General features: G+C 41.6%; 18 protein-coding genes. 7 read left to right on the top strand and 11 right to left on the bottom strand.

Annotated features, from left to right (window positions below):
- Positions 1–117 precede the first annotated feature (117 nt).
- Entirely contained in the window at positions 118–498 is a 381-nt protein-coding gene (locus RMY31_RS03790) for a hypothetical protein (RefSeq protein ID WP_322656946.1), read from the top strand.
- 359 nt (positions 499–857) lie between these two features.
- Here the strand turns inward: RMY31_RS03790 and RMY31_RS03785 are convergent, their stop codons facing one another.
- The 8 genes from RMY31_RS03785 to cutA form a co-directional block, all read right to left on the bottom strand.
- A complete protein-coding gene (locus RMY31_RS03785; protein WP_322656945.1) occupies positions 858–1,124 on the bottom strand; it encodes an NIL domain-containing protein in 267 nt (88 codons plus the stop codon).
- A 76-nt stretch (positions 1,125–1,200) separates the two neighbouring features.
- A complete protein-coding gene (gene cysW / locus RMY31_RS03780; RefSeq protein ID WP_322656944.1) occupies positions 1,201–2,076 on the bottom strand; it encodes a sulfate ABC transporter permease subunit CysW in 876 nt (291 codons plus the stop codon).
- A complete protein-coding gene (cysT, locus tag RMY31_RS03775; protein WP_322656943.1) occupies positions 2,063–2,932 on the bottom strand; it encodes a sulfate ABC transporter permease subunit CysT in 870 nt (289 codons plus the stop codon). The genes cysW and cysT overlap by 14 nt, the downstream gene beginning before the upstream one ends.
- Before the next feature lie 121 nt (positions 2,933–3,053).
- Complete coding sequence (locus tag RMY31_RS03770; protein WP_322656942.1) at positions 3,054–4,196, bottom strand: sulfate ABC transporter substrate-binding protein; 1,143 nt, start codon at positions 4,194–4,196, stop codon at positions 3,054–3,056.
- Between the two features lie 635 nt (positions 4,197–4,831).
- Positions 4,832–5,611: a class II glutamine amidotransferase gene (locus RMY31_RS03765; RefSeq protein WP_322656941.1), complete on the bottom strand. Its 780-nt coding sequence runs from the start codon at positions 5,609–5,611 to the stop codon at positions 4,832–4,834.
- A 162-nt stretch (positions 5,612–5,773) separates the two neighbouring features.
- Positions 5,774–6,073 carry a putative quinol monooxygenase gene (locus tag RMY31_RS03760; RefSeq protein ID WP_322656940.1) on the bottom strand — a complete coding sequence of 100 codons (300 nt, stop codon included), beginning with the start codon at positions 6,071–6,073 and terminating at the stop codon, positions 5,774–5,776.
- A gap of 33 nt (positions 6,074–6,106) precedes the next feature.
- Positions 6,107–6,283, bottom strand: coding sequence for a hypothetical protein (locus RMY31_RS03755; protein ID WP_322656939.1), 177 nt, complete (start codon positions 6,281–6,283; stop codon positions 6,107–6,109).
- A gap of 225 nt (positions 6,284–6,508) precedes the next feature.
- Positions 6,509–6,835 (bottom strand): divalent-cation tolerance protein CutA, encoded by a 327-nt coding sequence (gene cutA / locus RMY31_RS03750; RefSeq protein ID WP_322656938.1) that lies wholly within the window; start codon positions 6,833–6,835, stop codon positions 6,509–6,511.
- Between the two features lie 659 nt (positions 6,836–7,494).
- Here cutA and RMY31_RS03745 point away from each other — a divergent pair.
- Complete coding sequence (locus tag RMY31_RS03745; RefSeq protein ID WP_409877249.1) at positions 7,495–7,701, top strand: hypothetical protein; 207 nt, start codon at positions 7,495–7,497, stop codon at positions 7,699–7,701.
- A gap of 20 nt (positions 7,702–7,721) precedes the next feature.
- On the opposite strand, the gene RMY31_RS03740 is transcribed toward RMY31_RS03745, so the two are convergent.
- From RMY31_RS03740 to RMY31_RS03730, 3 genes are all read right to left on the bottom strand, one after another.
- Complete coding sequence (locus RMY31_RS03740; RefSeq protein ID WP_322656935.1) at positions 7,722–7,964, bottom strand: hypothetical protein; 243 nt, start codon at positions 7,962–7,964, stop codon at positions 7,722–7,724.
- A 345-nt stretch (positions 7,965–8,309) separates the two neighbouring features.
- Entirely contained in the window at positions 8,310–8,732 is a 423-nt protein-coding gene (locus tag RMY31_RS03735) for a tetratricopeptide repeat protein (protein WP_322656934.1), read from the bottom strand.
- 71 nt (positions 8,733–8,803) lie between these two features.
- Positions 8,804–9,160, bottom strand: a complete 357-nt coding sequence (locus RMY31_RS03730) for an iron-sulfur cluster assembly accessory protein (protein WP_322656933.1) — start codon at positions 9,158–9,160, stop codon at positions 8,804–8,806.
- A 316-nt stretch (positions 9,161–9,476) separates the two neighbouring features.
- Here RMY31_RS03730 and RMY31_RS03725 point away from each other — a divergent pair, with 316 nt between their 5' ends.
- From RMY31_RS03725 to zds, 5 genes are all read left to right on the top strand, one after another.
- Positions 9,477–11,120, top strand: a complete 1,644-nt coding sequence (locus RMY31_RS03725; protein ID WP_322656932.1) for a DUF6930 domain-containing protein — start codon at positions 9,477–9,479, stop codon at positions 11,118–11,120.
- Between the two features lie 81 nt (positions 11,121–11,201).
- Positions 11,202–11,375, top strand: coding sequence for a hypothetical protein (locus RMY31_RS03720; RefSeq protein WP_409877246.1), 174 nt, complete (start codon positions 11,202–11,204; stop codon positions 11,373–11,375).
- 717 nt (positions 11,376–12,092) lie between these two features.
- Positions 12,093–12,368 carry a hypothetical protein gene (locus tag RMY31_RS03715; protein ID WP_322656930.1) on the top strand — a complete coding sequence of 92 codons (276 nt, stop codon included), beginning with the start codon at positions 12,093–12,095 and terminating at the stop codon, positions 12,366–12,368.
- A gap of 532 nt (positions 12,369–12,900) precedes the next feature.
- Complete coding sequence (locus RMY31_RS03710; protein ID WP_322656929.1) at positions 12,901–13,077, top strand: CopG family transcriptional regulator; 177 nt, start codon at positions 12,901–12,903, stop codon at positions 13,075–13,077.
- A 297-nt stretch (positions 13,078–13,374) separates the two neighbouring features.
- Positions 13,375–14,814 (top strand): 9,9'-di-cis-zeta-carotene desaturase, encoded by a 1,440-nt coding sequence (gene zds / locus RMY31_RS03705; RefSeq protein WP_322656927.1) that lies wholly within the window; start codon positions 13,375–13,377, stop codon positions 14,812–14,814.
- Positions 14,815–14,835 lie beyond the last annotated feature (21 nt).

Below are 14,835 nucleotides of genomic sequence, written 5' to 3'. Positions count from 1 at the left end.
TCCCGCAAAAATTGACGTAACCTACTGGCGTGTCAAGGCTAAAGTAGTGCAATAGAAAAATTCGATTATGTGTCTAAACTTCAATTTTTCAGAGATTTTTAATGCAACATTTTAGCCTTGCCATGCCACTACGCTATACAAATTGGCGGTGAGACTGGTTTTCGAGAGGGTTGTGGCGCAGCTATATTTCGACTATCAAATGCAACTGCCGATGCCATTGACCGCGAAGGGCTTGATTTTTTTAACGACGTTATCTATTCAAGAAAAAGCAAAGAGCGCTACTACACCTATAGCTCGTGGAAAGAAACACCAGTTCCCGATTCATGGACGAGTGAAGGCTCTTGGCCAGGTTTATCTTGTTCGGGTGCAAGTAGCTCACTGTTGTCCAAAATTCTTGTGGCTGCTTCTAAAAAAGGAAGCTACTACTCCACCAAAGACGAAGGAGAGATTCTTGTTATTCCAAACCATAAATTGGTAGTCTATACTTATTATGGCTAGTCACGCCAATCCAAATGCCATCTTAATATCGACTTAAAAAGTATTTCATAACGCTAGAACTTACGCATTTTTTATTTTGACTGCAATCAATCAGAAGAAAATAAATTGTGAAGGATGCTTAAAAGGAAAAAACCCCTGAAAATACTGGGGTTTTCGCTTAATTAGCCACATGATTGTTCACTGGAGAAATTTACTATTCATCAAGCTATGTGATGATAGTTTTTGTGAAATAAGTAAAAGGTAGGAAGTCCCACCTTGTTGCAGAGCATATTGTTTAGCCCGAATTAACTATCACACAAGAATTTGACAAAACTATTGCAATTTCATGACATTAGTATGAACATATGCAAACTGGTTTTTCACCAATCATCTATTTTGGTGTCATCCCAAATTTCTAGTTCTAAGTCATAGAGATAGGTTAGTCCACTCTGAATTTGTGCATCTGTTCCTTGCAACTCAAGATCGAACCAACCATCTCCAACGGCATTGGCTCCCAGAATTGCCGCAGTAATGTTCACAGTCAAACCATACTCGGACACTAGGCGAGAAATGACAGGTTCCTGGTGATAGTCTTTGGGAATCCTGACTCGAATTCGTTTATGGGTAAGCGTATTGTCACTAGCCATAATTGTCACTTCCAATGAAAATGGGGAGTGGGGACTGGGGAAGAGTTTTCCCAATAGCCAATACTCAATCTCTTACTTAATCGACATCTTTAATGCGGGTCTTCCGTTCCAGAATCTCCTTCAGCACCAAGGTTACTACTGCTAGCAGTGCCAACAGTACAGCTGCTGAGAAGGCAGCTTCGGTTTCATATTGTTTGTAAGCGTCCTCGACAAACAGTGGTAAGCTCTGGGTTTGATCGGCAATGTTCCCAGATACTACTGAAACCGCCCCAAATTCACCCATTGCTCTGGCGTTAGTCAAAATCAAACCGTATAGTAAGCCCCAGCGAATACTGGGCAAGGTAACCCGCCAAAATACTTGCCAGTCTTTAGCACCTAAAATTCTTGCAGCTTCTTCTTGATCCTTGCCGAACTCTTCCAAAACTGGAATGACTTCGCGGGCTACAAAGGGCATACTTACAAACGCCGTGGCTAGCACCATACCTGGAAAGGCAAAGATAATCTTGATGTCATGTGCCTGGAGCCAAGGGCCAAACCACCCATTCCGTCCATAGAGCAGTACAATCATTAATCCTGCCACTACAGGGGAAATTGAAAAGGGCAGGTCAATAATACTTAAGACTACGGCGCGTCCTGGAAATTTGTGACGGGCGATCGCCCAAGCTGCACACAGTCCGAATACTGTATTTAAAGGCACGGCAATCACAGCCAGGATCAGCGTCAGCCAAGCTGCATGAAGAAATGCAGGTCGGCTCAGGTTGGACAAAAATGGCCCAACTCCCTTACTGAAAGCTTGGATAAAAACGTTGAGAGCAGGGATATATTGAATCAGGGCTAAATAAGCGATCGCTATCCCAATCAAAAGTGCTGGTATCCAACTCTTCTGTTTGGGTTTGGCTGTACTTGTATTCGTCTCAGTTGTTGAGTGAAAACTTGGCTTATCTACTGTCATATCGTCTTGCCCATGCTTGTAAGAAGTTAATTGCTAAAAGCAGCACCAATGAAATTGACAGTAGAACTATGCCAATTACTGTCGCGCCAGAGTAGTCATACTGCTCCAAACGTTGGAAAATCAGCACAGGTGCGATCAAATCTTGGTAAGGCGTATTGGAAGAGATAATCACGGTCGAGCCATACTCCCCCACTGCACGCGAGAAACCCAAGGCAATACCAGTCAAAATTGTGGGAAATAAAGGCGGCAAAATCACTTTCCAGAAGGTTTGCCATTGAGAAGCACCCAAACACCAGGCAGCTTCTTCAATTTCATGTTCCATTTCTTGAAGTACGGGTTGGACAGTTCTCACTACAAATGGCAGTGAGATAAATATCATTGCTACCGCAACACCCACACGGGTGAAAGATACCTTAATTCCTAAAGGTGCTAATAGTGAACCAATCCAGCCGTTATCGCTGTAAACTGTTGCCAATGTTAAACCTGCCACTGAAGTTGGTAGGGCAAAGGGTAAATCGACTGTGGCATCAACCAAGCGTTTCAAGGGAAAGTCGTAGCGCACCAAAACCCAAGCAATTAAAGTACCAAATACCCCATTTAGTAGAGCAGCAAATATTGAGGTGACAAAGGTGACATTGTAGGTTGCTAAGGCAATCGGACTAGTAGCGATCGCCCAAAATCTAGCTGGAGGTTCCGTACTTGCTTTCAGGAACATAGCAGCTATGGGGAGAAATAACATCACTGTTAGATATATCAATGTAATTCGCCAAGTCCAAGGAAGCCGTACCAACTGGCGCAAGAAAGCTTTCCAAGCCGGAGTTTTACCTTCAACTTCTATAGTAGGGGATATGGTCATAGCTAAAAATTCAAGCTTGAAAATTCAAAAGAAGTTTTTGTTAGTTGTTAGTTGTCAGTTGTTTCTTTGTCTACTGGCCACTCACTGTAGGGGCGCAAGACCTTGCGCCCCTAATGGCTAATTAACGTTTGATTTTGGCTTGAACTTGGTCAAAAATACCGCCATCTGCGAAAAACTTCTTATCAACTTCACTCCATCCACCAAAGTCTTGTACTATACCCAGAGTTTTCACCTTGGGATATTTGTCTGTAACTTCCTTTGTTTGGGCTAATTTCTCATCCACTGGTCGGAATCCCAATTTTACAAATTCCTGCTGTGCTTCTGGACTATAGAGGAATTTAACAAAACCTTCAGCAACTTCACGAGTACCGTGCTTATCGACGTTCTTATCCACTACGGCAATTGGATTATCGATAGAAATGTTCACCTCAGGAACAACATAGTCAACTTTCTCGCCCTTTTGTTGTGCCAGAATCACTTCGTTTTCGTAGTTGATCAATACATCTCCCTGACCTTGCTTGGCAAATGCATCAGTCGCTTCGCGCGCATCTTTAGTCAGTATTGGTACATTCTTGTAAACTTTGGTGACAAATTCAGTAGCTTTAGCCTCATCGCCACCAGTTTTGATTACTGAGTTCCAAAGTGCTAAAAAATTCCACTTAGCAATGCCAGAGGTTTTGGGATCGGCGGTAATTAGCTTTACCCCGTCTTTCTCTAAATCTGCCCAGGTCTTGATACCTTTAGGGTTGCCTGAACGAGTTATTATTGCTGCTACAGATTTAGAAACGATGCCATTATTGGGGACTTCTTTTTCCCATCCTGACTCAATCAGTCCAGCTTTCTGAATCTTTTCGGTGTCTCCAGCCAATGCCAAGTGAACAACATCCGCTTCCAAACCATCGATGACAGCACGAGTTTGAGAACCAGATCCGCCATAGCTTTGCTTGAAGGTGACAGTCTGGTTATGTTCTTTCTTCCACTGTTCCACAAATTTGGGAATGATGGCTTCGTGAGCAGCTTTAGTAACGGCAAAGGAAACCAGCGTTAATTCAACATTCTGCTTGCTAGCAGAAACAGGACTAGCATTAGGTGTTTCAGTAGAAGAATTAGCTTCATTGCCACCACAGGCGGCAAGCGCCACACTCAAAATAGCTCCTACTAGTGCAAGTGATACAAAGCCTTTGAATGAGTTCAGTCTGAATCTATACGATCTCTGCTGAGCTATCGCTTGTAATATTTTCAGTGAGCGGTGCCACAAAGTCATTGCGTTTTCTCCTCTTTATTTACTGTTCATCGATAGGAATACTGTTATATTCAGTTTACGGTAATAGATGATTGCTGGTATCAAATAGCAAACAAAAGATAATAACTTCATATTCTCTATCGAGAATATGCAGATTTTACCAGTTTGCTGGGCAATGAAAAATACTTTTACTTGCAAGTATCAAGTTGTCATCACAATTGAGCTATTGTGCATTTCAATAACTTACTGGGAAATAGCTACTGTCCTAGTTGTTAAAGACAGGCTATTTTTACTGGAATATCTTGACTTAAAATCCAAGCAATAGTTTTACCAAGGTAGTTTAAGCATCATATTTGCCTGCTAGTGCGATCGCTTATTTATCATTTATAAGCTCAAAAAAATTGTCAATTATTTTATCTTTTGATACATTCATGTAATTAAATAAATAGTAACTATCAATATCAAAATCTTAGTATTACTATGTTTATTGGTGGAATAGTTGGTTCGCGCATTGCCATTAAAGTAAGTAATATGTGGTTGTGCCGGATTTTTCTAATTACAGTAATAGCTCTAGCATTCAAGTCATTGTTTGATTTAAAGTGAAAACAAAAAAGCGTAGGTTGGATAAAGAAACTCTAGCCAACCTACACTCATTATCAAGTGAACGCATATTTTAGCGGCAAACCATCTTGAAAAACTAGCAATTCTCCTGGTTGAATCTGAGTCCAAACTTCATTATCAGTGAGAGGAGTAGTGGCAATGACAGCGACGCGATCGCGTTCAGTAGTCACCTCTCGAAAATCTACAGTCATGTCTTGGTCAATCAAATGGGCAGCAGCAAAAGGTGCTTGACGCACAATATAGCTCAGTTTAGTTGAACAATAGGCAAAAAAGTGTTCTCCATCCGATAGTAAGTAATTAAAAATACCTAGTAATGCTAGCTTATCAGTTACTTTACGCAGGACAGAATATAGTTTATCTAGGGTAGGCTTACCTTCAGGAAATTGTTCTCGTAAGGTTTCTAGCATCATGCAGAATGCTTTTTCGCTATCAGTGTTACCCACAGCTTGATAGAAACCCATATTTTCTGGCTCAAACTCAGGTAAATTGCCATTGTGGGCAAATACCCAATACCTTCCCCAAAGTTCTCTGCGGAAGGGATGGCAGTTGTGTAAGGCAACTTCTCCTTGGGTGGCTTTGCGGATATGAGCAATCACATGGGTAGAGTGGATGGGATAGCATCGCACCAACTCTGCGATCGGAGAAGTAATAGAGGGTTTTTCATCTAAAAATAACCTACACCCCCTTCCTTCAAAAAAAGCAATGCCCCAACCATCACTATGATGATCGGTTTTTCCTCCCCGTGCAGAAAACCCTTCAAAAGAAAAGCAAATGTCCGTTGGAACATTGCAATTCATTCCTAGTAATTGGCACATGGATTTTGCAACTCTGAATTTAGACTAATCCCTGAGGATTAACATACTTCAGATTGCTGCATCGATTCTGGAGCGATCGCTTCAATATTAGGATTTTAGATAGAAGGAGGCAATTATATGGGATTTATTCTGACTCCTAAATTGTTCTTAGTCAATTTTGCACTATGCCAAAAGATGGTAACGGCGAATGTCCGGTGCAGCAGCCACCAAACCTTCTAGTTTGGCTGCTCCCGCTTGGAGATGAGGTGAGTCTAGATGAGCCTGTAGGGCTTCATTAGAAGTCCATTCCTCCACAAAAGTGAAGTCTGTTGGATCGGACTGGTTTTGTAGAAGTTCATACTTAATCACACCTGCTTCCTGTCGGGTTGGTTCAATCAGTTCTATAAGTACAGCTTTGAGTTCTTCTACTTTTTCAGGTAAAGCAATTAAACGAGCGACCACACGAATAGTTTGGTTAGTCATTTAAACATCGGTTGATAGTTTAGTTGTCAGTTGTCAAGAGTTATTCTCCCTTGTCACCCTGAAGATGTGTGGAATCACCACACTGAGATGGAGGTAAGAGAAGACGTGAGCAATAGAACTATCAACCCTAGGAAATTCACGATTGATTTTGAGTGTAGTAATCCAAGTTTCGCCCAGTCCGCCGTATTCCTTGAAAATCAGGAGTTTCATTAGGGTACTTTAACACAAGCGATCGCGCTCCGACTTTGGCGTTCCCCCTTTAGCATCTCTTTCCACCGCTGTCTGAGCAAACTCCTGTGCTAAAGACTTAGCAAGGCAATGTAGTCAAAAGGCTCACTAGTTTCAAATAGTTGCATATAATTCCAAGATATCTTATCCCAAATTAGGAAAGAATGTATTGTCTTCTGTATGTATAAGCATTTTTTGTAGTATGAATTACGAATTAGTTTGTAGTGTTCTTTGAGGAACTTCAGCATTCAACCAACCTAGAAATCCTTGATTGATAGCTGAGGGTGAAATCTCTGCAATAAAGTTAGTGTAGTTAATGTGTTGCCGAATTAGTTCTTCAATCTCAGCACCATAGCCATCTTGAGTTTTCACAATTAGCACTATTTCTAGTTCCTCTGTAATTTCTCCTTGCCAACTATAAGCACAGGTAATAGGAAACCAGTTGACACACACTGCTAGCTTTTGCTCAAGCAATGCTCGACCAATTTGACGGGCTTCATCTGTATTATTTAAAGTTACGTAGTAGAGCTTCATAAAAAATCTCCAGTAAGTGTGGAAATCTAATACCAATTCATAATTCCTAAAGCAATCCGGTGAAGTAGTCTCCGTCTTGATAGTTCCTGTCATTAGCGAGTTTCTCACAAGGGGAGCTACTGCGGTGAGACACTCTGTTGCGAGGGTTTCCTCCGTTGTAGGCGGAACGCCTTCCCGCAGAGTAGGAAGTGTCGTTAGCGCTAGCAGTAGCGACGACTGAGCTTCACCTGTAAGGGTCTTGGGATTTCTCCAAGTGGAGCTTATAGCTAAACTGAAATATTAGTAGCCCAGTTTTTACTCTGTCTGTCAGCTTATGCCGCTTTAGATGCAATAAATGCTACATTAACTTGACGCAACTGGTACTGCCCATAACTACGGATTGTTTGAACCTGGAAGCCTAACTGACTAAGTTCTTGCACCACATATATACGTTTATACAATAGCAGGGGCTGTAATTCGTCATCCCTTCTATAGTGTTTACCTACCTTCCGAAAACTAATAATCTGACGGGTTAACGTTTCTTGCTCTCGATCCTCTTCTTTTTCAAGCAGTACTATACAGTCTTCTCCTTCAGTGAATCCTCTAGTTGGGGTTGCAGCTGAGACTTGTCCCGTCTCCGCAATATCGAAGATAAGTACACCCCCAACCTTTAATGTCCTATGTATGCGATAGAAAAGTTGAACAAGCGTTTGGCGATCGCATTAGCCATCTCTTTAGTTATTACTCAGGGATTGCAATGGGAATATCTATTGTCAGTAGTTGTAACTGCAAGTATTGCGATTTCATCTATCCAGGGCGGCAGGCTGAAGCTAGGTATTCAGCGGTTAACTGGAACGGTAGACAACTTATTCTATGGAAGTCGCTAAACTTTATTTTTAACTCTTGACTAATCAGTGAGAAATTTTCTCGAAATCCAACCGATCAGACCACTAAGAATAGCACCACCCATAAGAATGCCAATAGCCGGGTTAAATACAGGTTGCCAGAGTTGATGCCATAAATCCAGACCTAGGTTTATTCCGGCAGCATCACCAATCGCCGCGATCGCTAACCAGCCAAAACCGAACAAAACTAAGAATACATCAGCAACTAAAACTAGATTGAGCCAGCTTAAAAATTTATCTTTCATAAAGAGACTAAAAATCGGGGAATAGGGAGTTGGGATTGGGAAAAGGGTAAGGGGGAAAGCTTCGCCTTAGGTAAGAGCTAAAGGGTAAGGAGAAAAAGAATTAAACAGAGTTCTTACCCTTTTCCTTTAACCACTCCGGGATGAAGCTCTTGCGTTGCTAGCGCTTCGCTAACGCCAATCGTTCATGGGAAGCCACTGCGGTGAGACACTCTGTTGCGGGGGTTCTCTCATGAAGAAAGTGGAGCATAAACCACCTGCTGTGGTTTATGCCGGGGAAACCGTTCACCGCACTGCCTCCCCAAGACCGTGCTGGCTTACCTTTCCCCCATCTTACTTAGTCCCCAATTACTCTTCAAATATCCAGTTTTTGACTTTCGCTAAACTCTGCCAATCTGGTTTTCTGCTTAAACCATCTTCAATACTGTTTTGTATTTCATCCCGCCATTCGGGGTTAACAAAAATTAACTGCTTGACAAAATCAATGTGTTGTCGTATGCCTTTTTGACTTGTTTCTAGCATAGCTACAGCAAGATTAACCCTAGCCTGTGGGTCTTGTGGATTTAACTTTACAGCTTTCTGTGCAGCTTTGTAAGCCAAGTTAGATTGGTTGTCGAGCATATACAGCCACGCCAAACAAATCCAAGCGGAACTAGTTTTAGGAGCGCGATCGCATACTTCTTTAAACACAGGGATTAAAACATCCGCTGCTTCACCAGCTTTATAACGTTCCAAACCTGTGTCAAACAGGGATTCAACTGTTTGAGTCATAAAATATTAGCTAATGGTCAATAGTCAGTGGTCAGTAGTCAGTGGTCAACAGCAAATAACAACTGACAATATTACACCCCAAATGACTTGCCGCAACCACAAGTTTGAGCCGCGTTGGGGTTAGTGAATTGGAAGCCGCCACCAATCATGGCATCACTATAATCAAGCATTAAGCCATAGAGATAAAGTAAGCTTTTGCGATCGCAAACGATTTTGAAGCCATCATAGTCAAAAACTTCATCTTGAGGAGCGATCTTGCTGGCATCCTCAAAGTCCATCATATAAGACATTCCAGAGCAGCCACCTTGTCGTACTCCTACTCGTAAGCAGAAGTCTGTGCCTTGCTTGTCCCGGAGGAACTTTACTTGGCGTAAAGCTGCTTCGCTCAACTGAATACCGCGTTGTTGAGGCTGAGTTGCTTGTGTCATCTGCTTTTTCAACTCCTTAAGTAGTTTAACCAGTAGCTAATTTAAGCATATCAATGTCCCGAGGTTGCCCTTGGGTTTTTGTTTTTATTCTAGCGACATTGATGTTGCTAATTGCCAAATTGTAAACACTCCGTTAAAAGCAGCCAAAGATTTTTATTCTAGAATTGAGAGACTCGGTGTGTTTAGAGATTCGGTATTTTCGGAGTTCCAGCCTGAGGTGCAACCACTCTTCAGGTGCAGTCAGGCAAATTTCATCCGAGGCTAGCCATTTCCAAAGCTCTACTTCCAAAATTGCTTCTTTTGGTTAACTTACTCTATGACAAGTTTTAATCGCTCTACCAGTCGTCGGTTGAAGAAACTTACTCAAATTCCTTCTGTATGGGAGGGCGATCGTCGTCCAATGTCATCATCGCACACCCAGCATTCCGACTCAGAGGCAAAGGGTGAATGTATTCTTTGGGTGGATGGCTCACAAGGCATCGTCCGAGGAATGGACGTGGTAGCTCCAGAAACAGGACCAGAAGCAATTGTTCGCACCTTAATGCGAGCGATGGAACATCCCCACAGTCCGGCCAAACCCGCCAGACCCCAAAAAATTGTGGTCAAAGACCGCGAGATTCAATTCTACTTGCGTGGGGTGCTGCAAGATTTGGACATTGCTATTGACTACACACCAGAATTGCCCTTGATTGATGAACTGTTTCGTGGGTTTGCCGAAATCATCGATAGTCAAATCCCCGATTTACCACCACAGTATGCACAAGCTTTACGAGATAAAGCCTATACAATTTGGCAAGCAGCGCCTTGGGAATTTTTGGAAGAACACCAAATCCTGTCAATTGAGATTAATAAGTGGGATGTTGGTACACTCTACGCCTCGGTAATGGGAATGTTGGGGATGGAACACGGGATTTTGTTTTATCGCTCAGAAGATTCCCTTAAGCAGTTTCGAGCAGCGGTTTTACGGGATGACGAACCCCAAGGGCTTTTAGAAGAAGCTTTCTTGAAACAAGATTGCTTGTTTCTCACCTTTGAGCGTGCAGATGACACTGACGAAGATGAAGATGCAGTTAGCGATTTAGCAGATCTGCCGTTGTCGGAAATTGAGCCAACCTTTGGCAATATCCACCCTTTAGAAGGACTCAGGTCTGTTTTATATGACGAAGAAGCGCTGGTTGTCTTCGTGGCGCTAGAAAGTCTTAGTCGCTTTATCCGCGATCGTCGCCGCCAACTTTTTGAAGGCACTTTTCCTAGCCTTAGTCGTCGCTATCGCATTTCTCTGCCTGAATTACATGAAGCCACCAAGTCAGTTTCTGTGACTGTCTCTACCATGCCGCAATTGGCAACAGAATTAGAAGAAATGGCAGGCTTTGGTGTCCGAGAACCAGAATTGGGCGAGCAAGTCTCCCCGAAGTTCCGTTCCCTGCGAGATGATTTGATACCCGAAGATTCTTTCCTCAGTCTGGGAGTGGTGTCTTGGGAAATGCTGGAGTACTTGCGTCAAGGAGTAACTTATCATCAAGTCTGTGAAATCCAACATGTGGGTGACGGATTGCCTGTAATTTTGATTCAAACTTCCCGTCCCAAAGCTAAAACTGTAATTGAAAACATTGAGGCCGCTGGTGGACTGAAAGCAATTTGCTTTAATCCAGGTGCCGATCCTTTTGATGGCGATCGCTACGACTTAGGGTTGTTGCAAACTCAAAATGGCGAATTATTTCTCTTCGGTGAATTTTTAGATGATGACCCAATTCACGTAGAAGCCCGCAAAAAATGGAATCAGCGGTGTAAAAATACCAAAGGATACTGTGGCTTAATTATCGCTAAAGGACTTACAGGATCTGCTCGTGGTAATCCTCAGCCACGCGATATGATGGCTTTGTTTGAGGCGCGATCGCTTTCACCTAAAGACTTAGGGATAGGTACTCTCCAACTTATGCCCCAGCTTCAATTGGAATAAAAGTCTGCATAATCACCACAGATTTACTCAAATCGCCCTTATTTGTTATCAATCTGTGGTTTTTTAGCATTAACCGACGCTGTGACAAATCTTAAACTCAAAGATTTACCAAAAAAAGCTTTTGTCAAACCGCGCAGCACACATCTACAAGTCGGCAGAGCCGACGAGACTTGCTGTCGGGAAGCCGCGCAAAGCGTGCCAACGCTCTTAACCCGCGCAATGCAGTGTCTCCCCATGAGCAACTGGCATGATTAGAAATCGCTTTAGTGCATCTGGATTATGTAAATCTATATGTCGCAATCATTTTTCAAATTGGTGTCACTTTACCGAAACTTCATGAAGTAAGTATATTTTCATGTTTTTCCCATAACTGTCCAGTTAAATGAAAGTGAATATAAGGCTGCACAATAGCCAACATAAAACTAATAAAAGGTTAGTTTTTCTATAGTAATCGAGTTAACTGAAATATTTTCTTGTTATGCCAAGCATTTTTTGCTGATTATGTTTGTTGTTTGTCAAAAATTTTAATCAAAATTTTAGTTTGATAACTTTTTCTTTATGTTTTTTTTATAAAGAACAATAATCATATTAAATAACTCCTGAATAAAGATTATTTAAAGCATGTAAATCGTGGTTATAATAGCCGTACACATAAAAATTACAGCAAATACTTCTAGAGAAGGAAAGTTGCTAATTGCTAATATTTTTCATAATTAAGGAGTTTGAGACAATAAGTTTGAAGAGATTTTAGATATAGAAATTCAAGATAAAGACAAAGTTATACATTAGCAATGTCCGAAAAAATATTTACACAGAAAGTATGTGAATGAATACGATAAAAATAGGAATGATACCTTGAGTTGAAAAGCCTTAATATTCCCAATGAAAAGATAAAAATAATCCAAAATATCATCAAATATTTTAGGATAATTTTTATAAAAATCGATAACATAGCTAAACCATGCCTATTTTGTGGCAGTTCAGAAGCAAGGCATTCACCTCAAACTAATTAATATGCGGCAAATAGCAGGTAATTATTTGAAGATATACCAAAAACATTGGATATCTACATCTAAACACTTGGATCTAATAAAAAGAATAGCCAAGGAAAGCGATGTGCTTGAGCAAATAGCAACAGCAGTCTATACAGAACAGGTGTTTCCTAACCTATGGACTAGAGTAAGCAGTGCAGATGTGGAGACAACAGGAAAAAATAACCAAGGTTTGACGGTACACCATAGCCATTGATGTGGTTGTTATCCAGTTCTATGACACTAATCAGATGAAAGCAAAAATACTTTCCTCTCTGGAGATCGTGTTCACAGGTAGATACTTTAAGGTGATTGCTCACCATATATATACCACGTTGGTATGCCTACCAAGTAGCACTCTCAAGTCTTGGGATAGAATATGTTTCCTCTAGAGGTGTTAGGTAACCTTAGATGGTAAAGAAGGTGAAATGCCTTTGATAAAGAAGAATTTGGTAAATCTTGTTTGAGTGAATAGGAGGTATCTCAAATTCATTTATAAAATTTAAATGTCAACCTTTGGTGAATTAATGCGGAGGTCAATGTATTTATAGTGTGAAAGTTGAGTATCTTTCCTGTCACAATAGTAATCCCATCCTTATATTTTCTTGGAAAATGATGAACAATTAGACAAAGCAGGCGTTTTTAGTATTAGTGGCGTTGCTTGTTTCTTGACACAAACTCTGATAATCTTATCGTCTTCATCTGGAGTTAGTTGTCTTTTTTGATGATGTTAACACACAGCACATAACATGATAATGACTAATAAAAAATGGGCCGTGAAACGTATAACTGTGAACTTAGCAGCACAGGAAGCAGAGAAACTGGAAAAATATTGTCAGCAGACAGGTAGACCCGCAACCGATGTGATTCGTGAATTGATTAGAGGATTACCTGTATCCGATGATAGCAAGGAAGCCAGTAGATAAGGAGGTGTTTTTATAGCGTCACAACTCATTGTTTTTACAAACAAAGAAATACCGATAATCCTTTTTTAGTTCACCGTCATAGGCTAAAGTTTGTGTAGGCAAATACAACTGCATAAGTAATAAGCCCATCCATTCATCAGGATTAAAAAGCCAATTTATTACCAAAAGGTATAGCACTGTTGTGCATCTACACATCCCCAATATTGTGCATCTACATAATGGTGGGCTAGATATAAGTAGCAAATTCCGACACTAACCCAGTTACAATCTGTAAAGAAACTGAAAAGGAAGGACGGAATGCGCGTTGCAATCGTGGGTGCGGGACTGGCTGGGCTAGCAACCGCTGTAGATTTAGCTGATGCTGGCTGTGAAGTCCAGATTTTTGAGTCCCGTCCGTTTATTGGTGGTAAAGTCGGCAGTTGGATTGATGGAGATGGCAACCATATTGAAATGGGGTTGCACGTATTTTTTGGGTGCTATTACGAACTGTTCGACTTGATGAATAAAGTGGGAGGGTTGTCGAATTTACGGCTTAAAGAACATACCCACACTTTTATCAACAAAGGGGGACGTACTGGTGCTTTAGATTTTCGCTTCTTCACAGGTGCGCCTTTTAATGGGTTAAAAGCATTTTTTACGACTTCTCAACTCTCTTTACAGGATAAATTGCAAAATGCGATCGCCTTGGGTACCAGCCCCATCGTTCGTGGGTTGGTAGATTTCAAAGGAGCAATGAAAACCATCCGCGACTTAGATAAAATCAGCTTTGCTGACTGGTTCCGCAGTCACGGTGGTAGTGAAGGTAGCATCAAACGGATGTGGAACCCCATTGCTTACGCCCTAGGATTTATTGATTGCAACAATATTTCTGCTCGTTGTATGTTGACAATTTTCCAGTTTTTCGCAGTTAGAACTGAAGCTTCAATACTGCGGATGCTGGAAGGTTCCCCTGATAAATACCTGCACAAGCCCATCCTAGAATATTTGGCAGCCAGGGGCACAAAAATTTATACTCGTCGGCAAGTGCGAGAAATTCAGTTTACTGAAGAAAGCGAAAAAACTCGCGTGACTGGCATAGTAGTTGCGGAAGGTGACACAGCAGAAATTATTACTGCTGACGCTTATGTTTTTGCTTGTGATGTGCCAGGAATTCAGCGTGTGTTACCGCAAGAGTGGCGTAAGTGGTCAGAATTTGACAATATTTACAAATTGGATGCAGTGCCGGTCGCCACAGTGCAACTGAGATTCGATGGTTGGGTGACAGAACTGCAAGATGAAGAAAAACGCAAACAGCTAGATCGTGCGGTGGGTATAGATAATTTGCTGTATACCGCCGATGCTGATTTTTCTTGTTTTGCGGATCTGGCTTTGACTAGCCCTAGTGATTATTATCGTCCAGGACAGGGGTCATTATTGCAGTTAGTGCTGACACCAGGAGATCCATTTATTAAACAAAGTAATGAAGCGATCGCTCAGCATATCCTCAAGCAAGTCCATGAACTCTTCCCCTCGTCACGGGAGCTAAATATGACTTGGTATAGCGTGGTGAAATTGGCTCAATCTCTCTACCGAGAAGCGCCAGGGATGGATGTGTACCGTCCCGACCAAAAGACACCAGTGCCTAATTTATTTCTAGCGGGTAGTTATACTCAGCAAGACTACATCGATAGTATGGAAGGTGCAACAATTTCCGGACGACGTGCAGCAAAAGCGGTTCTGGAAAATGTCAAGCAATAGCAGTCAGTGCTGCGATCTCTC

The organism is Dendronalium sp. ChiSLP03b (assembly GCF_034531165.2).
Classification (GTDB): domain Bacteria; phylum Cyanobacteriota; class Cyanobacteriia; order Cyanobacteriales; family Nostocaceae; genus Dendronalium; species Dendronalium minutum.
This window is presented reverse-complemented; position numbering and strand designations above follow the sequence as displayed.